Here is a 24,135-nt window from a genome sequence, read left to right as displayed (position 1 = left end):
ATGTATATGTTGATTTAGGTTATCTTGGTATTCAGAAAGAATACAAATTTTTGTCTTTAAAGATTCCATTTAAAAAGCCCAAAAAAAGCAAAAAAAATCCTTATCCAAGCTTAACATTAGAGCAAAAAAACTACAACAAGTCTATTAGTAAAAAGCGAGTTTTTGTAGAAAATGCAATTGCAGGAATAAAACGTTATCATATTTTAATTAACAAGTATAGAGGAAAATCTAAGGAAAAATTTGATGAAAGTATTGAATTATGCGCAGGCCTTTGGAACTTCAAAATCGACTTTAAGAAAAAGATAACTTGTTAGTAATCAACAAGAAAACAACTCTAATTTTTATTTGTACACCTTGAATACTAAGGTTTGAGAAAATATTTGATATAAGTTTTGCAACCCCAAAAGCTTCTAATGTCTCAGAGTAAGTGCCAGATTCTTTTTTAATTGAAAAGTTTTGATACATGTTAGTTTTCGTTAAAATATTTTTTGAAATTATCTGTCGCTTTCTGGTCACAAAGTCTAAGAATCCTTACAAAAAACAAATAAATGACATACTGTTTAAAATCACTATCATCTAATATAAACCCTTCCAATCTTCCCTCTGTATCATTTTTTTCTAGGTCAAAGTCTAACTCGAACTGTGCCAACAGCTTTCGTATAACGTTATAATTAGATTCTGAAATCTTAAAAGTTGGATACTCTGCTTTTGATAAATCTGGGCTATGATGTTTTGCTATCGCCATGGAGATACCACTTTTTAAATAGGCATTATCATAATATTCATCTAGTACTTCTTGGATAGCATAAGCTCCAACGCCTGCGTGTGGAGGTCTTTGGTTAAGTCCTGCCTGTTTTGCTAAGGCTAAGTCATTTTCATCTTTTGAATCAAAATCTGAATGTCCCAATACTTCAAGTTTCCAGTTGGGGTCTTTCAATGCTTGGTATTTTTGCATGGGCACTTGCCATTTTTCATTGAGCTTTCCGTAGTCGTGTAAAACAATCATCCACTTTATCAGTTCAATAAAATTATCCTTTTCTAGCTCTGACATATCAATGTAGTCAGCCAATTGCTTAAATACAAAGTCCAATTTATTTCTTTTATCTCCCAGAAATTCTTGTTCAAAAGCTCCAATTAAGCCCATATTGTGCTGATAGAAAGTATCTTTTTCAAGTGGTTTGAAATCATCTTTCTTTTCTTTATACACGCTTCTTGGCGACGAATTATCAAATGTAGATTCATATTGCCAGTTTAACCCTATACCTTCATCATAGCCTAAATAATAGGAATTTACGAATAAACGGTTTGGGATTTTATCAAGAGTAGTGAGCTTTTGAAGAGTAAATTTAACATCTTCATCATTTTCAAAATTCATTTCGCCTAAGAAGGTATTTTCTTCCAAAGTCCATGCAAGCGTATTCGATTCAATATCATAGTTTCTTACACCTTCTCCTTTCATAATTTTGTTTAGCCATGAAACTAAGCTCCATTTATACATACCAATTGATTGGAAGCGAAATGGATATTTGACAACTTCATTTTTTTGATTCTCGTGGATTAAAATAACTTCTACACTCTGAATATCTCTAATTGTATGTCGGTAGTTATTCTTTTTACAATCCTTCCAGCTTTGTTTAATCTTATCTTGATTAAATCCACCACCCTGTCCAGCAGACATATTTTTTATCAAGTCTTTTTCTGTTTCTCCTAAGATTACTTCAATTAATTTTTTAGGAATATTACCATCAAGAGTTTGATATTTTTTAAGTTCGGAAAATGTTTTTTCACATAAATCTTTATCATAAGGCAAATACTTATTATTCAATTTCGTTATCTCAGTCTTATCTTCTTTGCTTTCTGGTTCTAACTTTATTCGTTCTTTCTCTTCAACCTCCAAAAGTGAATAAATAAATACTTTCCCAATTTCATCTGCAAAGCGAGCATTACGCCCAACTCTTTGTAAAAAGGAGCTTATTGGTGATATTTCTGTGTGCATGACTGAACATGAAATATCCATTCCTGCCTCAATTACTTGCGTTGCTATTAATATAGCATTGGTATCGGTAGCATTTTTCCCGAATAAGGTTTTCAACTTATTCTCTTTTGCTTTTCTATCACTATCAAAAAAACGAGAATGTAAACAAATAATTTCGGCATTTTTGAACTTCAAATTATCGGTTATCTCTTTTTGATCAATTAATTCATAATATATTTTTTGAGCATTTTCAACCCGATTACAAATGATTATTGTTTTATCCTTATGGTTTTCAATAACATTTTCTGGGTTCAAAGTTTTATCTAAAACGCAAACGGTTTTCTTATTTTCGGTAGGAAGTAAAGACCTTATTCTACTTTTATCCACCTCAAAATCATCTAATGTGATAATTTCGTAATTATCCAACGTACTTTTGAGAGAGTACATAAAATCTTCACTAAGTGTCGCAGTCATTATACAACATCTACAAAGGTTCCCGAGCATTTTCAATGTACCAATAGTGGTTGCCATAGAAAGACCGCTATCTAACAAATGAAATTCATCAAAAACTAAATAACTTCCAACCAATGCCCCTGCATTAATATTGGCTTGACGGGGTGATAACGGCAACGGAAAGCAGAGAAAATTACTAAGAGTCTGGTCAATTGTTGAAAAAATAATATCTTTCTCAAAATATGGGTCATCTGAATATTCTCCTGTTTGTCTTTTTATTTCGTCTTCATCGTACCCATTCTTTTTAAGAATATCAAAAACATCTTCATAAATAGAGTTTGCCAAAGTCCTCAAAGGAAGACTATAAATCATTTTTTCAGGGAATGAGTCAAGCTCTAATTCTCTTGCATACAAAAAAGGCATTATAGATGCCCACGTTTTTCCTGCTCCTGTTGGGACTTGTAATATTACATTTTTACCTTCCAATAGTTTTTTAGCTACAGCAAGCTGATAACTGTATGGAACAATGCCATCAGAAAATGTTTTTTTGTAGTATTCTTCTATGTTCATATTTTCGTAAATCAATTTTCTGATTCAAATATTCACCCCTCCCCCCCTCATTATCTGCCCTACCCCTCAAAATTTCTAAAAATTTATTTTTGCAATGTGCCTTCGGATATGCTCAATGAGCGATTCTGGTTCTACTATTTCTATGATATGCTCGTGATATCCCAATATAAAATTGGTTAGTCCGAAAAACCTTTCATTCACATTACACTCAAAATCATACACGCCAGGTTCCTCCGCCGAGGGTTGTAGATAGGCTTGTGTCAACGGAAAACGCTCAATCAGCTCATTGTATCCTCCTACCTTCAATCGAATGTGCACCCTTACTTTATGGTCGTTTACAATCCTAAATGGGTCGGTAGCGGTCACATAGTGTAGCGTTTCGTGCTGCCACGTCATTTCTTGTAATTCTACGCGCTCAATCCTCGAAATCCTGTAATGTCGAATATCCATACGGTCTAGGGCAAAGGCGTGAAGAATATCTTCTTTGACATTCACCGAAAAGGGTTCAACCAACTTATTGGAAACTTCACTGCTATTCGTCGAACGATAATGGACAAGTTTCACAACCCTTTTCTGTTGCTTAGCTTGTTGGAGCAAGTTGACTTTTGAGAGAAAAGTCCGCGAAAACAAACTACTCCCTAGCTTCGACACATCATAAATCATATTGAGCTTTTCCTGCATTCGCTTAGATCTTTTCTCGGAAGCTTTTGGATTGACTGAAAGCGCCTCCATTAAAATTTCTTTTTCGGCTTCGGTAAAAAATAGCATATCCTCTAAGTGTTCTAAAGGTTTATTGGGCACAATAGCATACCTATATTTATTATCATAATCAACATTAAAATCAGCATCTCGAAGCTCCTCAAAGTCTTTTTTAATTGTATCAGGGTCAACGTTGTACTTAGTAGCCAATGTCTTTTTAGTATATTGATACGTACTCTCAATCAATAGCTTAAGAATCGCTAACAAACGGTATTTGGGGCTATTATCATTAAATTTATTCATAATTCAAACCAATAAAACAATCTATTTTGGGTGATTATATATATCTTTTTACGAACCTTTATCCTTTCACCTTAAAAATGAAAACAAAAGCTGTAATTTAAAACGATGAGTTAGCAAACGGTCTTTCGCAAACCTCCACACACCCACATCCCATCGCGCTATAGCGGCCAAACCCTCCCCAATACCCCACTTCAATAAGTTCGGGTGGAGCCGTGAGCGAAAATGTAAAATCCTGATAACCAATCACTTTCGTCTGTAGCCTTTCTTTCCCTTCTTTGGTCAAAATACCTCGTTTTTTGATACGTTCGGGGTCGCTCAAGAGTTCAAACTTCACGAGTCGCTCGGCAACAGTTGCGTCCATGTGCATAGAAGGCTGTATCGAACGAAATTTATCGACCAAATTGACCGCAAAAAATCGACCAAATTCCGCATTCGTCGGGGCTAAATACTGATCCAAACTGTCTGTTTTTTTGGCCACTACCATCGGCGATAAGGTGCGAAAGGTCATTGTGGCATCTAAGGCCACCACGGGTAGCGTCTCTACCCGCTCTACCACAAAATCGGCGCGATACTCGCGATTGTAAATACTAAGCTGCTGCTCTTGAAACAATCCTATGATAAAACCCTCGGCGGCTTTGTCTACATAAAACGAAATGACAAGGCTCAACATATCCGAACGGAGCGTCATATACGTATCGCCTTTTCGAATGGGTTCAGTGCGTGGAATCACCAAACTCGAAAATGTGAAATGCTTAAATGTTTTTCGGGTAGCTGCCAACTCATAGCCGCGCTGATGCAAAAACGTAGCATAATCCGCATCTGCCCGCGCCAACAACCCATAAATCCAAGCCTGTAGAGGGTATTGATAATTAAACAAAAGTTTTTGTCGGTCACGTAGAGGTTTTAGGTATATCTTAAAGCGCATAATAAAGCTGTATGTATTTTGGAACACTGTAGGGTTTAAAATCTCAAGTTACAGAATCTTCCGCTTATAAAGACTGATAGTTATCATAAATTTATCAAGTGGTATCAATGACTGCAACAAAATCCCCTAGTACTTTTCAAAAACTTAAATTTGGCCCTAATCAACCATAAAATCAGCTTTAGTCACCACTCTTTATAATAAGTTTTGAGTAGGTGAGAAACTTATTTTTCTTTTCAGTTTAAGACCTTAATCTTCGTTGTAATGCGCCAGACATTTTTCATATTAGGCACTTGTGCTAGCTTGGTAGCTGCCCTTTCTTTTACCGGAACCAACACCCTCCAAAAAGCGTATCAAACAGTAACCCAAGGAGATTCCAATCAAGTATATGTACCCGAAGACCTCGAAGCAACGCTCTGGGCTACCACACCTTTGTTTCATAATCCTACCAATATGGACATCGACGCCAAGGGTCGAGTGTGGATTACGGAGGCGGTCAACTACCGAAATTTCAATAACAAACCTGACCAAAAACTCAGCTTTGCCGAAGGCGACCGGGTGGTCATTTTGGAAGATACCGACGGCGATGGCAAAGCCGATAAATCGAAAGTGTTTGTACAAGACAAAGATTTGGTGGCACCATTGGGCATTGGGGTCATTGGCAATAAAGTAATCGTAAGCTGTGCGCCTAACTTGATTGTGTACACCGACGAAAACGGCGACGATATTCCCGACAAAAAAGAAATCATTTTGACGGGTTTTGGCGGGCTCGACCACGACCACTCGCTGCATTCGCTTACGGCAGGGCCTGATGGACTTTGGCATTTCAATACAGGCAACGCTGGCTCCCACCTCGTCAAAGACAAAAGCGGCTGGACGCTTCGCTCAGGAAGTATTTATATTGGCGGTACTCCCTACAACAAAAACAACCAAGGCAATCAAAAAAGCGATGACGGACGCGTATGGGTGGGCGGCTTGGCACTCCGTATGAACCCCGATGCAACGGGACTCAAAGTAATGGCGCACAATTTCAGGAATAGCTACGAAACCGCTATCGATAGCTATGGCAATTATTGGCAAAACGACAACGACGACCAAGTCGTGACTTGCCGCACGAGTTGGGTCATGGAAGGCTCTAATGCGGGCTATTTTAGCGCCGACGGTACACGCTACTGGCAAGCCGACCGCCGCCCCGATCAAGATATGTTTACGGCCCATTGGCACCAAGAAGACCCTGGTGTACTCATCGCTAGCGACAACACCGGCGCAGGCTCTCCTACGGGTATGCTTGTGTATGAAGGAGATGCGCTTGGCCCCAAATACCGTGGTACGGTACTGAGCTGTGAAGCAGGCCGAAATGTGGTATGGATGTATTGGCCCAAACCCAAGGGCGCAGGCTACGACCTCAGTCAGCGCATTGATTTGATAAGTTCGTTTCCTAAAGTGGACGAACATTACATTTGGCACGAAACAGGTCAAGACAAACGGAAATGGTTTCGTCCAAGCGATGCCGCTACGGGGCCTGATGGTGCTATTTATGTGGCCGATTGGTACGATGCTGTCGTGGGAGGCCACCAAATGCACGATAAAATCGGCTATGGACGCATCTATCGGATTACGCCCAAAGGCAAAAAACTTACCACGCCCAAACTTGACTTGAACACTACCGCTGGGCAAATAGAAGCCCTCAAAAATCCCGCTATCAACGTAAGAAACCTTGGTTTTGTGGCACTGAAAGCAGAAGGAGAAAAAGTAATACCGGAGGTAAAAGCCTTGCTTAAAGCACCCAATCCTTTTGTACAAGCAAGAGCGGTGTGGCTATTGGCACAATTGGGTCCTAAAGGAAAGGCCGAAGTAGCTACAATCCTCAAAAACAACCCTGATAATCAACTCAAAATCACCGCATTCAGAGCGCTGAGACAACTTTATCCCATGAACGACCTTTCGTGGATTCCCGCCATAAATAGCATTACAGATGTAGCTTTGCTACGCGAAATCGCCATTGCATTGCGGGATGTTCCTTACGAAACTTCTAAAAATCTACTCAAAGCGCTCATTGCTAAATTTGACGGTAAAGACCGCTATTACCTCGAAGCCCTGGGAATTGGATTGGACGGTAAAGAAGAAAATATCTACCGTGACCTTCGCCCTTCTTGGCCTAAAAATCCAGTTCAATGGACACCTCAGCAAGCTTGGCTCACGTGGAGAATTCACCCCAAAACCGCTCTTTCTGATTTAAAAACAAGAGCAACCACGGCTACCCTACCCGCCGATGAGCGTAAAAGAGCTATTACGGCCTTGGCTTTTATCAAAGACAAAGAGGCGGCACTCACGATGCTTGAGCTTTCTAAAAATCAGCTCAAAGATGTAGCCGAGCAAGCGTTTTATTGGGTCAATTTCCGCAAAACCAACGATTGGCAAGACCTCCTCAACTGGCAAGAGGCCGCTGCTGCACAGCTTACTCCTGAACAGAAAAAAATGCTTGAATGGCAAAAAATAATGCTTGATACCCTAGCCTCCAAACCTGACCGTGAAAATGCGGCCAAGAGCCTTGCCGCTGATGTGTTTGGGGGGCAGTTGATTTTGGCGACTGCAAGCGAATACAAAATACCCAAAGAAGTACGTCCCGTCATTGCGGAGCATATTTTCAACAACCCCGACCGTAGTATTCGTATGATGGCGGGCGATTATTTCCCACGTCCAAGCGGCAAGGGACTCTCAATCAATTTGGCAGCAAGCTTTCCGAGTGATGCCTCCAAAGGACAGAAGATTTTCCAAACCAATTGCGCCATTTGCCACCGTTTTGGTAAAGACGGCAAAGACATCGGCCCCGATTTGTCGTTGATTGGCAAGAAGTTTGACAAACCCGGCCTGCTTGATGCCATCATCAATCCAAGCGCTAGCATGGCTTTTGGCTATGAACCGTGGATTATCCAAACCAAAGATCAAAATACTTACTATGGTTTTATCGTAGGTGACGGAGCCACAGTGGTACTCAAAGATGCTGGCGGTCAAACTACCGCTATCAAAGCTACCAATATCGCCTCCCGCAAACAACTCACCAATAGCCTTATGCCAGAGCCGTCGTCGCTAGGACTCAAAGAGAAAGACCTTGCTGATTTGGCAGGTTATTTATTGAAACTACCAGCTACCAAATAAGCTGGGCATTCATCTATTTGTATAATTTTCAACAATTACAAATTAAATACACCCTTAAAAAATCAATATAGTTCAAATTTTGGCAATTTGAAGGCTAGAAATTGGCTTTAAGGTTCCATTATCTTTGTATTATTATTTCAATCAAAAATATTACAAAACATGGAAGCGCAAACAATGACCCCTACCATGATTCCGAATCAGAATCACAAAGAAATACCCGGTAACCCTTCTACCGCTACAAGTAGTCATATCAAACTCAGCGACCGCTCCAATGGACAATCACTAAGAGTTTTGAGCGAAGAGGATTGGGCATTTTGGGTACATAATGGTTACGTAGTTGTCAAAAATGCAGTACCACGCGAGCAAGCCCTAAAAACCGCCGAATTTTTGTGGGAATTTGAAGAAAAAGACCCCAACAATCCCGAAACATGGTATGCTCCACCACGCGCCGAAATGAAAATGAAGGAGCTGACAGGTACAGGCATGGTAGAAGTATATAACCATCAACATCTCTGGAACAATCGCCAAATGCAACGGGTCTACGACGCCTTTGTGGATATTTGGGGTACGGAAAAACTATGGGTCACTATCGACCGTGCCAACCTCAACTTCCCGATTCGTCCGGGTTTTGAATACAAAGGGTTTATTCACTGGGATTATGACCCCGAAACCAAACCCCAAAACGTACAGGGTGTACTCGCCCTTGCCGACCAAACCGACGAAAACATGGGCGGGTTTCAATGTATTCCTGAGCTTTTCAGAACTTACGATACGTGGAAACTTACCCAACCCGCCGACCGCAATCGCTTCCAACCCGACATCAGTGGTTTTGAAGACAAACTCATAAAAGTAAAACTCGAAGCGGGTGATTTACTGATATTTAATAGCAGTCAGCCGCACGGTATCCGTCCCAACCTCTCAGGAGATAAGGTCAGAATCGCTCAGTACATCTCAATGATGCCCGCCGAAGAAGACAATGATGCCATGCGCGAATGGCGCATCAATTCTTGGAAAAACCGCATTGCCCCTGAAGGTTATGCTTTTCCGGGTGACCCTCGCCGTTGGGAACAAATCAAATATGATCGTGCCGAACTCAATGAACTAGGCAAGACATTGTTAGGACTTGAAAAATGGTAAAAAATAGACAAGCCTGCCGGGAGAAATCCTCAGCAGGCTTGTCTATTTTCAATGGTAGTACTAATTGCTTATTCAGAAGTTTTAAACTGCCCTTGCCCTACGCCCATTTTTCCTACACTCGTCATACCTTCTATTTTTAGTTGAATCGTAGATTTGGCATCGGAGGTAAAAAAGGTCACTTTGGCCTTTCCTTCTTGGTTGGTTTGGATGAGAGGTGCCCAAAATACAGTAGGGCGAAAATCAGGCCGAACGTGCTCAGGGGCGGGCTTATCGTACTTAGGAGCGTAAAACTCTATTTCTGGGCTATATCCTAAGATTTTGGTGACTAAGGTACCCGGAACCGCCTCTTTTGACCAATCGTAGTTGCTACCACCACGTTTTGTCAATATCGCAATCACTCCTCCTCCCCCACGGCTCCCATAGATAGCCGCCGAAGCACCTTTCAAAATATCGACGGCCTCTACGTCCGACGGTGGAAGATTCATGATCGCTTGTTTGTCAACGGGCATTCCGTCCAACACAAAAAGCGGTTCTACTACTCCACTAAAATTAGCCGCTCCCCGAATCTGAACGGTTCGGTCCATGCCACTTCCCGTGATAGTAACTCCCGCCACTCTCCCCTGAATCACATCAAAAATACTCATAGCGCCTGCCGTATTGATTTGGTCAAATTTCACAGTGGCATCAGGATTACCATACAGTGCCCTTCTTCCATCATCTTTTAGCGGGTCGGCTTTTTTTGCTTTCACTACCACTTCTTGCAGCAGTTGCTCCCGGCTTGCTCTTATCTGCCGTTCTATGCGCAAGTATTCTTCGGTTCGTCTGAGATACTCTGCCAATTCGTTGGCGTCAAATTCTATAGGGTTATAAGGCACTTTAGTTACCGTCATTTTGGCTGGCTGAAAGGGCGTAAGACTAAGAACGAGGTTTCGATTGCCTCTTTCCGTGACGGCCTGTACCAGCAGATTGGTGGTATCGCGCAAATCCACGTCATAAACTGCAAACTCCCCCGTTTCGGTGCTTTCGCCCGTCAAAAACGACTGAGCACTGTCTTTTTGCATCATCATGAAAGTCAGTTTTACTTTACCGGCTTGCTTTTTGTTGAGGCGGGTCACTTTGCCTTGAAAACTAATGCCCTGCTCCAAATAAAAAGGATGAGCACTCACAGAATCACTCAAAACCGCAGCCCAATTGAACCGTCGCCACCCTTGGGTCATCATCAACAAATCAAGTTGCGCATTTGAATTGGTATTTTGGGCACTAAAATACCTTGCCGGTTCCTCAATATTTCCTTTCAAATCAGAAGTCAGCAAAAAATACGAACGGATGTTGTCAGCATAAAGTTCTTTGTCAATGATTTGGCCAGCATCAACGGCTGCCAACGAAAAATTACCGCTCACAGGCTGCCCGTTGGCATCTTTGGCCGTGATTTCCACCTCTACTTTTTCACGCGATTTATAGACTTGTTTATCAGTCGCAACCTGAATATTTAATTGTTGGTTTTTATTGATAAAAGCCAAGCGCTCAGCTACGGGCTTGGCTTGGTCATCAAACAGCGTAAAATGAAGGACACCTTCGGGCAATTCAGCTCGCGGCACGTTAAAAAGCAGCGTTTTTTTGGCCATTGCCCCTTTTGCTCCGTATACTACTAGTCCCCGTGTATGTACAAGAAGTGCTAATTCGCCTTGTGTCACGTTTTTATTGTGCCTCACAATCACCCTTATGTTATCTTTATTGGATAGATTATCGACGGTCAGTACAAAGCCTTCAGCCAATATCTCTGGCATCGGATATTTGGTGTATTGTCCGTTGGGTTTCCTGACTTCTATTCTGTATTGTTGTCCAGATTCAGGTTTTAGATTAAAAAAGCCCATCCCCAAATGTCCTGTATTAAAACCTGCCACGGTATCATTGGCTTGGTTTAATACTGCCCCTGTGATATCGGTTCCTTTTCCCAAGGTATTGAGTGCTTTAAAAGCAACTCGACTTTCTAAATTGGCTACAAGATGCCCCCCTTCTGGCATAAACTGCACGTCAATATCATCAGGATTAGGCGGCAACGACGAGGCTTTGAAATCTGGGCGAAGAATTTTTATATCTCGTTGAAAAAAGAAAGAATCGTCATAATTACGCATCCAATTGGTGTATGCTCTTAAACGATACTCCCCTACTGCTAGCGAGTCTCCAAGAGCCAACTCTCCCCTTCCTATACCACTCGACATAGCTACTTTTTTCATCAAAATGATTTTTCCATTTTGCTTATTTACCAAATCCACATAAAGCACTCGGCTGATTGAATCGGCTTCGTGAAGCATGGCCGTCACCAAATAGGCTTTAAACCAAATCCGTTCTCCTGCCGAATAATAGGGCCTATCTAGGTGTAAATAGACTTTTTCTTGAGGATAGGTACGCTGGTAGTTTTGAAATTTACTCACAATTTTGTCAAACCAAGCATCGTCCATTTGGAAGGAACTCAACAAACAACTGAGTACAATAGTAAAGGTTAAGAGGCTGTAACGGGTCATAACTTTTGTTTTTTAAATTATATGAAATGCTAATAAACAAAAAATGAGCTTACAAAAAGCTCATTTAATACAAAATAACTAATTTCTTAAGTATACCTTTTTTTGTATCTTATTACTTTGGTATATAGAAAGCGTTTTTTTTGTTTGTTTCCTAAAAAAATCTACGTTTTTTCTTCCCAAATCTGGCACAAATTCACAATCACTTCCACGGCCTTCTGCATGTCTTGTACCGATACCCATTCTAGTTTGGAATGAAAGGCATGTTCACCCGCAAAAATATTAGGGCAGGGCAATCCCATAAAAGACAAACGTGAGCCGTCGGTTCCTCCTCGGATACTTCTTCTAAGGGGAGTCAAGGCTGAACGTTTGATGGCTTCTAGGGCGTATTCACTTACTTGGGGATGTTGGTCTAACACTTCTTTCATATTACGGTACTGCTCAATCACCTCAAAATCAGCCCTAGAATTAGGGTAGTTGACGAGTACACTGTCCAAAATATTTTTTAAAAAAGTCTCCTTTTCGTGCAAACCTTCTACCGAAAAATCGCGAATGATAAACTCCAACACTACTTTTTCGAGGATGCCTTCCATGTGTGTCGGGTGAATAAACCCTTCTTTTTCTTCGGTAGTTTCGGGCGAAAGGCGGTCTTTGGGCAACGCCGCCAATACATCGCCCGCTATTTTGAGGGCATTTTCCAATTTTCCTTTGGCAAACCCAGGGTGGGTACTTACGCCATAAATTGTGATTTTGACCGCATCGGCACTAAAAGTCTCATCTTCGAGTGTTCCGAGGCTTTCGCCATCAATCGTATAGGCAAAATCCGCCCCCAATTTCTCCAAATCGACCTTGGCGGTTCCTCGCCCTATTTCTTCATCGGGCGTAAATAGGATTTTGATAGTGCCGTGTTTGATCTCAGGATGATTGACAAGCTGATAAACGGCATCCATGATTTCGGCGACACCTGCCTTATTGTCAGCCCCCAAAAGCGTAGTCCCACTTGCGGTCACGATATCATTGCCGATTTGGCCCCTTAAATCTGGATGGTCGGCTATTCGCAAAACTTGCGATGTATCATCGGGCAAAACAATATCTGAGCCGTCCCATTGCTGATGCACAAGCGGCTTTACACCTTTTCCCGAACAATCTGGCGCCGTATCTACGTGCGAGCAAAAACAAATCACCGGAACATTGAGCTTGGGGGTATTGGCGTGTAAAGTAGCATATACGTAGCCATACTCGTCCAAATGAGCATCTACAAGGCCCATTTCAAAAAGCTCATTTACCAAAACCCGACTTAAATCTTTTTGTTTTTCGGTAGAAGGTTGAGTAGAAGAATGAGGATCTGACTGAGTATCAATTTGCACATAGCGTAGAAAACGCTCCAAAACAGTAGAAGACATGGCTATCGGTTAAGAGGTGAAAAAACAAAAACCGCTTAGTGTGTACTAAGCGGTTGCTAAGTTACCAAAGTGGTTTATTTTGGCAAAATTCTAGCCTAAATCGTTGAAGATTTTCAACTAGCACTAATAGGAGCCTTTTGGTATCTTCCCCAAGCCACAAACAACGCCAAAGCTCCCAGTACGAAATTGAAACCAATAGCCGCAAATTCGCCTTTAAGCGCATGATAAACCGCCGCTGCAATCATCACTGTAGTCAATCCTAAGGCAGCAAGGGGAGTCAGAATAGGCTTAATTCTTAAAAGCGAAGGCAAAATAAGGCCGATTGCCCCAAGCAGCTCCACTGCTCCAACAAATCGGACTATACCTTCCGAAAAATCCTTAACCCAAGGCAACTGAGTCGCCAACTCGGCGATTGGAGTCGTGAGTTTCATGAAACCAGCCATCAAAAACATGGCCGCAAGCAATACTTGAACAATCCAAAGCGTAATTTTCATGAGATTGGGTTGATTAAAGATGTGGTTATAACAATTCTATAAAAGACTTTAGCGGAGTAGTTTTACGACCTAAAATATTTTCCAAAGCAGCATCTGTCGTACTTAGTTCGCCATCTTTGATAGCTTCTGCTATCCCTACAATCATCGCTATTACGGGTTCGGGAAGATTTGCTTGTTGCAATCCACCCACAAAAGCTTCGGTCGGAATACTAGTATAAGTAATCGTCTTGCCCTTCGCTTCGGTCAAAAGAGCGGCAATTTGGGTAAACGATAACGACTCACCCGACGTGATTTCATACACTTGATTGAGGTGCTTTTCGGGGGCTACGAGTACCTTTGCCAATCCTTCAGCTATATCAAACCGTGCCACTAAATTGATTTTGGCATCTCCCACAGGATAATACCAATCCCCTGTTTCGAGGGCATTACCCAACAACATCGGCAATACTTCGGCATAAAAAGTGTTTCTAAAAACAACATAATTTAGCCCTGACGCTTTGAGGTATTCTTCGGTTTTGATGTGATCAAGACCGGGCAAAAACTTGGTTTCGTAAGAGGGCTTGACCACACTTGTATATACAATGTATTTTACGCCTGCTTTTTTGGCGGCTTCTATGGCATTGGTATGCTGCAAAAGTCGGTTTTCCATTGAACTCGACGAAATCAACAACAAAGTATCTATTCCTTCAAAAGCTTTTGATAGCGAATCGGCATCCGAATAATCTCCTTGACGAACTTCAACCCCTTTTTCTGCGAGGTTGCCTGCTTTAGCTACATCTCTCACCAATGCTACTATTTGAGTACTAGGCGTTGTTTCTAATAAAAAATCAATCGTAGCTGAACCTAAATGACCCGTTGCTCCTGTTACTAATATCATCTTTGTAATTTATTTTATGGATAATCTTTTTACCAACAGCAAATGTAGCTACCTTTACTATACAAAAGTAACTACTATACCAAAGTATATCGGTATACTTCATGATAGCAACTAAACGATTTGTATACAAATGATAAAAGAAGACTTGCCCAATTGTGCAGACTATGTAGTACCCGTCCGCGACTGTCTTGACATCATCAGTGGCAAATGGAAACTACCCATTTTAGGAGCCTTAATACAAGGAAAAAAACGTTTTAAAGAATTGGAAAGGTCGATTATCAACATTACCCCTCGGATGTTGTCGAAAGAATTGCGTGAATTAGAAATCAATCAAATGGTCAAACGTACCGTGTACGACACTGTTCCTGTCACCGTAGAATATGAATTAACTCCCTACGGACATTCGTTGCGGAATGTTCTTAACGAAATGAGGGCTTGGGGCATACAGCACCGCAAGCGTATTATGGGTACAGCTATACCTAATGAAGTAGTCCCGACTGAAGATTTAGATTTAGTGGAAGAAGAGATCAAATCCTAAAAGCTCCTATGCAGAGCTTTTAGGATTGACATGAAGTCTATTTTATTTTTTTCAAATCTTTGACACTTACCGTACCTCCAGGATAGCTAAAAGTAAGATTCTGGACACTGTTGGATTGTGATTGCTGCACTCCCGAAAGCTCATAACCTTTGGTACTATACTTTGTAATTTTACCCTCGTGTTCAATCTCTAATTTGTTCTCTGAGGAAAAATAAGCATAATGATACCCATTTTGACTTCCCCGAAATGAGGCCGAAGGTTTGGTATTTTTACTTTCGATTTTTGGCGGTGCTTTGGTTTTAGAAGTGGCTTTAGTAGGTGTTTTAGGCGTTTCTTCCTCTGCCCGAACTAGCTCCGATAGCTCAGTGCATAAGCCATCTACTTTGTACTTCAAGCCTATGTCAAACATATCGCCTACCATTATCATTCCGGGTTGCCATTGCCCCATGCCGCCCAGTTCACCTATGTTAAACTGTACTTGTCTTCCACCAGTGACTTTCAGCCCCATCAGCAGAGCTTGGGCAGTTTCTTCACTTACTTGGTATTTTTCGGCAATTTTTTTAATTGTTTTCATGTGTTAAGTATTTAATTGGTTATCAAAAACTCAACTCCAAACATTCGGTGAGAACAATGGCACAACTTTTAGCTCCTACTCATTTTGTTTGTATTGAGTACTTCTCATTATGGTAACTCAAAAAACCATGCCACGACCTTACAATTTTGCCATCAACTCCCAATCGCCGATAGCCTTTAGATACAAAAAGTCAAGCAAAATACCATTGACATTGTTGATAAGTCGATGACCTTCCACAAAAGGCAGCACACAAGTCACGATACGCTCATGCTCAGAAGCTTCCCCCATAAATTGCTCATCGTAAGCTTTGATTTGTTCTAAGGGAAGTTCGATTTCACAATAAAAATAGTGCATTGCTTCGTCGCTCGTACCCGTAGAAGGGTAAGCAGGAAAGTCTAACAGGCGTACTAGTTGGCTTCTTTCCAACTGAATCCCCGTTTCTTCCCACACTTCTTTGGCGGCTACTTTATAGGCATCCGATTCGCTGTCGAGCATACCGGCGGGATGTTCGTAAGTCATCGAACCATCGCAGATGCGGCGCTGTTTTACCAGCAAGAGGTATTTATCTTTGGTTTGCTCATCAATAAGACATACCAAAACGCACAGTACTTCGCCTTTTAAAAAGCAAATAGGAGGAATTTTGTCGCCTTCGGGAGTGGTAGCATCGAGCATCAAAAGTGAAAAAAGTGCCTCTCCGTTGCTATTGTGACGGGTAAACTTTTCGTCGATGTGGTGAATCTGGAGGCCATTACTTAACAAATGCCGCTTCCAAAGTTTAAATTTGTGGGAATCAAAAACGTTTTCTTTCATTGTCAAAATTTTGGACAAAGTTAGTTCTAATCTGGCTTTAAAGGGGATACATTTTACATTTAAAGATTAAGTAGTTTGAGAATTATCTTATCTTGGTATATTTGATTGACCTTTAAAAATCAAATAGATAAACAATAGCGACTTATCTTTACTAAATTACAACTTTAACAAACACATGGAACTTTCCATAAGTACCCCAGCCATTTTGTTTTCGACGGTATCGTTGATGATGATTGCTTTCACGAATCGTTATTTAGCGATTGCGAGTCTCATCCGCGAACTGCACGATAAGTTTAGAGTTACGCCCGATGTCAACTATGTCGAACAAATCAAACACCTCCACCGACGTGTGCATATCATTAGAAATATACAGTTTATCATCGTGACGAGCTTGCTGTTGAGCGCAATTTCCATGCTTTTCATCTATTTACATTACCAATCTGCCGCACAAATGTTATTTTTCGTTGCTTTATTGCTCCAGATAGCAGCTTTGGGTCTTTCGGTTTGGGAAATTTCGCTTTCCATTCATGCGCTCAAAATCGAACTCAGCGATATGGAAGAACAACTCGGAAAACGCTCAGGCTTCTTTGGACGCTTTAGAGTAGATGAATAGTAAAAGTAGATTTTTTGTGCCGCATTTACGTAATTTGTTGAATACAAAGCTATCTTATGACTAGTCTCAATGACATACATCGCCACGTTTTCGACCTATTACTCGAACACCATTTTAGTGAAAAACAAGCAGGGAGAGAGTTCTATTTTCTGACAGAAATAAGTCACTCTGAACCTCTTTCGTACTCTATCAATCCAGAAAATCAATATGAAGAAGTCGTAGTCGTCAGGCTTTTGGGGAGAGATTCCTACAATACGCGCCTCTCTCTCTTAATCAATAGCAAGGAAGATTTGTATGTGTTTGGTAATAATCCGCAATCTTTCTACGATAAATACATGGATTCTATTGTTTCGATACTGTCTTCCAATACTCCCTTAAAGTACGGTGAGCAAGAGTATACTTTTAAAATTAACAATAATCTCCAAGATTTTTTGGCTAGAGATTGGCCTCCTATCAAAGCCTTGTTTCAGGCTGAAAAAACAGATTTAGACTTTATTATTACCCAACAAGAATTTGAAAACTACCTTGCTAAATCACCTTTTTATAGTCCTCCCACCAATTTTGTAAAAAAGAAACTTGCGCTTACGTCCTTAGAAGTTCGGAATTTTCGAGGAATCAAACATACCAGTATTACAAATCTACCTAATAATGCTCGTTGGATATTTTTGACCGGAGAAAACGGATTTGGCAAAACCTCGGTTTTACAAGCTATCGCAGCAGGACTTCATGGCAGATATGATGCTATGGGTAACGAGCTCATACCATCTTCGGCAACGATTGAAGTTACTTATTACATTGATGACATTTCAACAGTGACCAATCGCTCAAGTTCCAGCCCTACTTATGCTGAGCAACATCGGGTGACGGATCATCTAGCAACTTATGGCTCATCAAGGCTCCAAATTTCAGCCTATACGACCAAAGAAAGTTTGGAAAAACAGAGTGCTCCTACTTATAGTTTATTTAATACCAATGCCGTTTTGTTGGACATAGAACAACTACTTAAGGATACCAATGCCTATCGCCCTGATGAGTTCAGACAAATCGTAAATATCTTTAAATCCTTATTACCCAATTTAGAAAAAATTGAAATAGATAGTACTACCAAAGCTATTCAAGTTAAGTATTTTGAAAAAGACGATGAGGGTAAGTTAGTCAACGATGGAGTTACTTTTACTCAGTTGGCAGCGGGTTATCGCAACATTATCGCGATGATAGGTGATATGATTTATCGCTTATCTACCAAACAAGGAGTAACGAACTTGTCTGATTTGGTGGGGGTTGTTATCATTGATGAGCTTGAGCTACACCTTCATCCTAAATTTCAAAAGTTGTTTGTTCATAAGCTTACTGAATTATTTCCCAGTATTCAATTTATTGCTTCTACCCACAGCCCTATTCCATTGCTGGGAGCGCCTTGTGATACTGTATTATTGCACGTAAAACGCAGTGAACAACAAGGAATTGAAATTGAAAAACTGGATATAGATTTTAGCATATTGACCCCAAACGCTATTTTAACATCACCCATTTTTGGATTTCAGGAGTTAATTCCTGAAAGTAAACCCAACAATGAAATGATTAGAAGTGAGCAAACCTATCAAGAGGTACTTTTTAATGACCAACTTGAAAAACAAATTGATCAATACCTCACTGAGGAAAACAAACAAGAATTGCTTAGTCTACTCAAAAAGTGATGAGAAAAGTAAACAAAAACCTCACACAAAAACCTTCGTCTTTATCTCGTCCCGACTTGTTGGACTTATTAAAGAAGATTGAAGCAGACAAAAATTTAATTAATACTGACATCTATCGAGGCAAATACAAAGACGAACACACCCAAATCATCCGTGAAGAAGTAGTAGAAGCGCTCGAAGAGATTTATCATGGAAAATGTGCTTACTGTGAACAACATACCTATACTTATATAGAACATTATCGACCTAAAAAAAGAATAATCAATACCCATCATGGAGGTTATTTTTGGCTATGTTATGAATGGTCTAACTTGGTGCCTACTTGCCATGAATGCAATAAAATAGGGGGTGGAAAAGGAGATAAATTCCCAATTAAAAATAAACGCAGTACCTACGAAGATTGTCTTTGGGAGGGCAAACTAGATTTACAAAAATGTATTGCGAATCAACCCCCTCTTATAGATGAAAACCCCTATCTACTTCATCCAGAAATAGATAACCCGATTGATTTTTTAACTTTTGAGATTGATTCTCAATACCAAGGCATTGCCCTTAAAGGCTTAGATGGTCATAATGAAAGAGGTGAACAAACAATCGAAATTTGTAATCTTAACAGAAAAGAATTACTTAGAAAAAGACAAGGAAGTGTAATCTATCCCATTTTGCAGAATATTAAGTTGGCTTTTGGTTTGTTAAGCAATCAAAAAATAGATACCACCCAATTCAAAGATTTTTTGTTTGCCGAATTTGAGCAACTATTTCAACAAGCTACAGAGTTCAAGCGATCTTTTACTCTTTTGAGAAGGACACTTATAGTTAGTCCATCGATTTTCAAAAGCCTTGTTACAGCTCAATTGTCTGATAACCAACAAGAAATTACTCAAGCTTTTTTTGAGTCATATTTTAATTCAATTCACACATAACTTCAAAAACAACTAAAACTCATGAGAAAACCACTATTGTATTTGCTGTGCTTAGGCGGATTTACGGCCTTTGCCCAAGACAATGTCGGGTACCAAACTCCTCCCAAACCCCTAGCAGATTTGGTACTTGCCCCTCCCACACCTACCGTGAGCGTCGATAGCAAAGGCCAGTGGCTATTGATTTCAGAACGCAACACCGCTACTACAACCATTGCGGAGCTTTCTGAACCCGAACTGCGATTGGCTGGCTTACGCCTCAACCCCGCCACAAGTGGCCCAAGTCGCGCCGTGTATGTCAACAACCTGAAATTGAGAAAAGTATCGGCAAGTGCTTCCGATATCCAAATCACGGGACTACCCGCCAATGCCAAACTGTCGAGCATTCAGTGGTCGCCCGATAACAGCAAAATCGCCTTTACAAACACTACTGACTCTAAAATCGAGCTATATGTAGCCGATGTAGCTACCGCAGCAGCTGCCAAACTCACCGACCTAGCTCTCAATGGTACTCTAGGAACGCCTTATCAGTGGGTTTCGGACAATCAAAGCTTGATTGCCAAAATCATCCCTGCCGAGCGTGGTGGTGCCCCCGAAATCAGTCGCGTACCTTCCGGACCGACCGTACAAGAAAACTTGGGCAAAAAAGCGCAAGCGGCCACGTATCAAGATTTGCTCAAAAACCCTACCGACGAAAAGCTTTTTGAGTACTATGGTACGTCTCAGGTAGCCAAAATCAGCTTAACCGGTACGATTCAAAAAATAGGTAGTATGGGTATCATTGCAGCGGCTGTCCCCTCGCCCGACGGCAGCTATGTAATGGTAGAAACCATTCATCGCCCTTTTTCTTATTTGGTAACCGTCAATCGCTTTCCTTCCAAAATTGACATTTATGGCAGTACAGGAAGTTTTGTAAAAACCCTTACTGACACTCCTTTACACGAAAACGTACCTTGGGGACCAGATGCAGCGCCCATGGGACAACGCAACCACAACTGGCGCAACGACGCCCCCGCCACTGTCTATTGGGTAGAAGCCAAAGACGGCGGCGATCCTAAACGCAAAGCCGAGATTCGCGATGTGGTATATTCTTTAGAAGCGCCTTTTTCAGGTACTCCTAAAGAATTGTACAACGCGGCCTATCGTTTTGCGGGTGTTACTTGGGGAAATGACCAAGTGGCTTTGTTTTCAGAACGCTGGTACAGTACCCGTAAAACCTTGACAAAATGGGTCAATCCAAGCAACCCAGCCAATCCAGTGGTACTATTTGACCGCTCTTCGGAAGACCGCTACAACAACCCTGGCTCGCCCGAATTGAAAAAAAATGCGTATGGTGAATATGTTTTGGACCTCACCCCCAACAACGAAATTTACCTGACGGGTCAGGGAGCTTCGCCCGAAGGTGACCGTCCGTTTGTAGATATTTTTAATCTTACCACCAAACAAAGCACCCGCTTGTGGCGTTCGGAAGCGCCTTATTTTGAGCGCCCTATCAGCATTCTTGATGCCCAAAAGGGATTGATTCTTACCTCTCGCGAATCCCAAGAAGAGCAACCCAACTATTTTATTCGTAACCTCAAACCTGCTCCCAAAAAAGGTAAAAAGCCTGCCGAGCCTGCCTTGACTCAGATTACGTTTTTCCCGCACCCTTACCCACAATTCAAAGGAATTCAAAAACAACAACTCCGCTACAAACGCCCCGACGGCGTAGATTTGACCGCCACCCTTTTGTTGCCTCCTGGCTACAAAAAAGAAGACGGTCCGCTGCCTACGTTTTTGTGGGCTTACCCTGCGGAGTTCAAAAGCGCAGCAGCGGCTAGCCAAGTCAATGGTTCGCCTTATCAATTCAACCGTATTAGCTACTGGACTGGCGCGGCCTTTGTCACTATGGGATACGCCGTACTCGAAAATGCCTCTATTCCGATTGTGGGTGAAGGCGACAAAGAACCCAACGATACTTACGTAGAACAACTCGTAGCCAGTGCCAAAGCCGCTATCGACGAAGGGGTAAGACTTGGAGTGGTGGATGCTAGTCGTGTAGGGGTAGGTGGACACTCTTACGGGGCATTTATGACCGCCAACCTACTCTCTCACAGCAACTTATTTCGCGGAGGAATTGCCCGCTCAGGAGCTTACAACCGGACTTTGACGCCTTTTGGTTTCCAAAATGAGCAGCGTACCTACTGGCAAGCACCTGATGTGTACAACAAGATGTCGCCTTTTATGAATGCAGAAAAGATGAAAACACCGCTTCTCATGATTCACGGCGAAGCCGACAACAACACCGGTACTTTCCCGATTCAATCAGAACGCTATTACAATGCCCTCAAAGGCATGGGTGCAACGGCAAAATTGGTATTTTTACCTTACGAAAGCCACGGCTATACCGCCAAAGAATCGCTTTTGCATATGCTATTTGAAATGAACGGCTGGCTCGACAAGTATGTCAAAAATGCCCCGCCTAAAACATCTAATAGTAAAACAGGACAGATGTCAGGCGAAAAATAAAACCACTTTGTATTTAAAAACCAAAAAACGCCAGCTCATGAGCTGGCGTTTTTTGGTTTTTAAATACTTATATTCCTTTTAATACGGGAAGTCCTCAGGATTACCCTTAATGGCCTTTCCATGTTCAGCTGTATTTTGTACAACTCCTATAACATCTTTTTGATAGATTGAGCACAATACTTATACTGAGCATCTAACTCTTGCGAAGCATTCACTTGATCCATATAAAAAGCCCCTTTCTTAGCCTCAGGATAATCCTTCAAAGCAAGCTGCATTTTTTGGGTATTTTCTTTATTTTGCAGTATTGCTTCATCAATGGCTTTTAATGAATGGGTGGCTATTTTCGTCAACTGTTCTGATTTATCCAGTACTTTTAGTTTTTGAAAACTATAATAATAAACCGCTGGACTCAGATTTTTTTCGGTTGCCAGTACATAAGTATAATACTTCAATGCTTCAAGTACTTCGGGTGAATTGTCTTCCAGCAACTGCGTTTTTAGAATCATTTGCAATGCGCAATATTGTTTAATACAGGAAGTAGCCACGTCAGTTTGGCTAAGTCCACTCAAAAACCCTCTTAATTTTTCGTCCTCATTTTTCCAAGAGAGTTTTGCGGCGGAGTCATACTTACCTTGGTCATTTCTCACAGGTTGCAAAGCTCCAATGTCACGGAGTCTGGCAAATAAAGGCCCTAAAGATACTGTTTCAGGTGCGGCTCCATGATAGTTGATTTTACTCAGACTCACTAGCTCTCTATTTTCAAAAGCTGTTTTGATTGCCTTAACACTTCTACTTGATGTTACATCATTGTGCACAGAAGTTTTTTCCAAATTACCATTAGGTTGGCATGAAGCACAAAAAAATAATATTACATACAAACAAGCTAAATTTTTCATATTATTCAATATTTAAGTGACAAAAACTTTGTTATTTACGAATATATAAATGCTAACGTTTAAAATAATATTGAGTCATTTTCTTCATTCATTTTAAGAAGCTGCAGGAATACATTTTAGGCAATATTGATCCAATATTGAACTTCTAGCATAACATCTACACTTTACACCCCACCCATAAACCATTGCATTATAGACTATTACACAAAAATACTTATACTAAACCAGGTCTGATTGAAGGTAAAATATGCTAATCTATTACCGCAGCAAAATCATTTTTACACCCACACGCAATCCAAAACACCCTATCTACACCTCAACTCAATTAAAGATTAGAAACAAAAAACTTAGTAAATAGTAAATTAGTTTTTACTTGAAAATGTACACTCACAAAAACAAGAAAATTCAACGCAAAACATCTACTACAAAGGTTTTTATTTTTTTCTAAAATAGAAATACCGGAAATCCAGTATTTTTATTTAAAACGACAAATCACCATAAAATTATTGAAAAAGATACAGTAAATTTCGTTGACTCCTATAGCGTGGTAAGCGGTGACTTTCCAAGTTTAGCGACATTTTATGCAATTACCATAGCATCTTTCGGAACTGCAATCACCTAAAAGCAGTTACCCTTTTGGTACATCTTATACTTTATTCAAATGACTTCTTTAGACATCGTAAAACAGTACTACGCTTATTTTAATCAAAAAAACTGGGAGGGAATGCTATCTTTGCTAGACCCCGAAGTGCGCCACGAGCCCAATCAAGGCGAAGTCAGAATCGGCAACGAAAAGTTCACCGAGTTTATGCAACACATGGACGAATCGTACGAAGAGACTTTGAGCGATATGGTATTTTTTAGCGCTTCAGACGATAGCCGCATCGCTGCCGAATTTGTGGTCAATGGTACTTACAAAAAAGCCGAAGAAGGTCTGCCTCCCGCTCACGGACAGCAGTATGTGTTGCCAGCAGGGGCGTTTTTGGAAGTAAAAAATGGCAAAATCACCCGCGTCACCACTTACTACAACCTACCTCTTTGGATTAAATTAGTTTCGTAACTACT

Annotated in this window: 19 protein-coding genes; 9 read left to right on the top strand and 10 right to left on the bottom strand. The window is 40.9% G+C overall.

Features of this window, described 5'->3' with window-relative positions; all coding sequences use genetic code 11:
- The coding region (locus G563_RS34530; protein ID WP_037326637.1) for a transposase family protein at nt 1-314 on the top strand (314 nt) is incomplete at its 5' end.
- Nucleotides 315-466: 152 nt separating this feature from the next.
- Here G563_RS34530 and G563_RS0112110 read toward each other — a convergent pair.
- The 3 genes from G563_RS0112110 to cas6 form a co-directional block, all read right to left on the bottom strand.
- Complete coding sequence (locus G563_RS0112110; protein WP_028665547.1) at nt 467-2,998, bottom strand: CRISPR-associated helicase/endonuclease Cas3; 2,532 nt, start codon at nt 2,996-2,998, stop codon at nt 467-469.
- 75 nt (nt 2,999-3,073) lie between these two features.
- The gene (locus G563_RS0112105) at nt 3,074-4,000 is read right to left on the bottom strand and encodes a helix-turn-helix transcriptional regulator (protein ID WP_028665546.1); all 927 of its coding nucleotides are present in this window, start codon (nt 3,998-4,000) and stop codon (nt 3,074-3,076) included.
- A gap of 97 nt (nt 4,001-4,097) precedes the next feature.
- Nucleotides 4,098-4,925: a CRISPR-associated endoribonuclease Cas6 gene (gene cas6, locus G563_RS0112100; protein WP_028665545.1), complete on the bottom strand. Its 828-nt coding sequence runs from the start codon at nt 4,923-4,925 to the stop codon at nt 4,098-4,100.
- A gap of 261 nt (nt 4,926-5,186) precedes the next feature.
- Between cas6 and G563_RS0112095 the strand changes: the two genes are divergently transcribed.
- Entirely contained in the window at nt 5,187-8,081 is a 2,895-nt protein-coding gene (locus G563_RS0112095) for a PVC-type heme-binding CxxCH protein (RefSeq protein ID WP_051210933.1), read from the top strand.
- Nucleotides 8,082-8,240: 159 nt separating this feature from the next.
- A complete protein-coding gene (locus tag G563_RS0112090) occupies nt 8,241-9,218 on the top strand; it encodes a phytanoyl-CoA dioxygenase family protein (RefSeq protein ID WP_028665543.1) in 978 nt (325 codons plus the stop codon).
- A 68-nt stretch (nt 9,219-9,286) separates the two neighbouring features.
- On the opposite strand, the gene G563_RS0112085 is transcribed toward G563_RS0112090, so the two are convergent.
- From G563_RS0112085 to G563_RS0112070, 4 genes are all read right to left on the bottom strand, one after another.
- Nucleotides 9,287-11,743, bottom strand: a complete 2,457-nt coding sequence (locus tag G563_RS0112085; protein ID WP_028665542.1) for a TonB-dependent receptor plug domain-containing protein — start codon at nt 11,741-11,743, stop codon at nt 9,287-9,289.
- A gap of 161 nt (nt 11,744-11,904) precedes the next feature.
- Complete coding sequence (gene pepT, locus G563_RS0112080) at nt 11,905-13,143, bottom strand: peptidase T (RefSeq protein ID WP_028665541.1); 1,239 nt, start codon at nt 13,141-13,143, stop codon at nt 11,905-11,907.
- Nucleotides 13,144-13,256: 113 nt separating this feature from the next.
- Nucleotides 13,257-13,637, bottom strand: a complete 381-nt coding sequence (locus tag G563_RS0112075; RefSeq protein ID WP_028665540.1) for a DoxX family protein — start codon at nt 13,635-13,637, stop codon at nt 13,257-13,259.
- A 25-nt stretch (nt 13,638-13,662) separates the two neighbouring features.
- Complete coding sequence (locus tag G563_RS0112070) at nt 13,663-14,514, bottom strand: SDR family oxidoreductase (protein WP_028665539.1); 852 nt, start codon at nt 14,512-14,514, stop codon at nt 13,663-13,665.
- A gap of 130 nt (nt 14,515-14,644) precedes the next feature.
- Between G563_RS0112070 and G563_RS0112065 the strand changes: the two genes are divergently transcribed.
- Nucleotides 14,645-15,052, top strand: coding sequence for a winged helix-turn-helix transcriptional regulator (locus tag G563_RS0112065; RefSeq protein WP_037326632.1), 408 nt, complete (start codon nt 14,645-14,647; stop codon nt 15,050-15,052).
- Nucleotides 15,053-15,089: 37 nt separating this feature from the next.
- Here G563_RS0112065 and G563_RS0112060 read toward each other — a convergent pair whose 3' ends face one another.
- Nucleotides 15,090-15,626, bottom strand: a complete 537-nt coding sequence (locus G563_RS0112060; RefSeq protein WP_028665537.1) for a hypothetical protein — start codon at nt 15,624-15,626, stop codon at nt 15,090-15,092.
- 138 nt (nt 15,627-15,764) lie between these two features.
- Nucleotides 15,765-16,436, bottom strand: a complete 672-nt coding sequence (locus G563_RS0112055; RefSeq protein ID WP_028665536.1) for an NUDIX hydrolase — start codon at nt 16,434-16,436, stop codon at nt 15,765-15,767.
- Nucleotides 16,437-16,611: 175 nt separating this feature from the next.
- Here G563_RS0112055 and G563_RS0112050 point away from each other — a divergent pair, with 175 nt between their 5' ends.
- Genes G563_RS0112050 through G563_RS0112035 form a run of 4 tightly spaced genes read left to right on the top strand, consistent with a single transcriptional unit; the run spans nt 16,612 to nt 22,174 of the window.
- The gene (locus G563_RS0112050) at nt 16,612-17,049 is read left to right on the top strand and encodes a DUF2721 domain-containing protein (protein WP_028665535.1); all 438 of its coding nucleotides are present in this window, start codon (nt 16,612-16,614) and stop codon (nt 17,047-17,049) included.
- Between the two features lie 56 nt (nt 17,050-17,105).
- On the top strand, nt 17,106-18,746 hold the full coding sequence (locus tag G563_RS0112045; RefSeq protein WP_028665534.1) for an AAA family ATPase: 1,641 nt from the start codon (nt 17,106-17,108) through the stop codon (nt 18,744-18,746).
- Nucleotides 18,746-19,669, top strand: a complete 924-nt coding sequence (locus tag G563_RS34525; protein ID WP_051210932.1) for an HNH endonuclease family protein — start codon at nt 18,746-18,748, stop codon at nt 19,667-19,669. Before G563_RS0112045 ends, G563_RS34525 begins: the two co-directional genes overlap by 1 nt.
- A gap of 21 nt (nt 19,670-19,690) precedes the next feature.
- Nucleotides 19,691-22,174 (top strand): S9 family peptidase, encoded by a 2,484-nt coding sequence (locus G563_RS0112035; RefSeq protein ID WP_028665533.1) that lies wholly within the window; start codon nt 19,691-19,693, stop codon nt 22,172-22,174.
- A 146-nt stretch (nt 22,175-22,320) separates the two neighbouring features.
- Here G563_RS0112035 and G563_RS0112030 read toward each other — a convergent pair whose 3' ends face one another.
- Nucleotides 22,321-23,070 (bottom strand): hypothetical protein, encoded by a 750-nt coding sequence (locus G563_RS0112030; protein WP_028665532.1) that lies wholly within the window; start codon nt 23,068-23,070, stop codon nt 22,321-22,323.
- Between the two features lie 661 nt (nt 23,071-23,731).
- Here G563_RS0112030 and G563_RS0112025 point away from each other — a divergent pair.
- Entirely contained in the window at nt 23,732-24,130 is a 399-nt protein-coding gene (locus G563_RS0112025; RefSeq protein WP_028665531.1) for a ketosteroid isomerase-related protein, read from the top strand.
- The last annotated feature ends 5 nt before the right edge of the window (nt 24,131-24,135 follow it).

Source organism: Runella zeae DSM 19591 (genome assembly GCF_000423565.1).
GTDB lineage: Bacteria > Bacteroidota > Bacteroidia > Cytophagales > Spirosomataceae > Runella > Runella zeae.
This window is presented reverse-complemented; position numbering and strand designations above follow the sequence as displayed.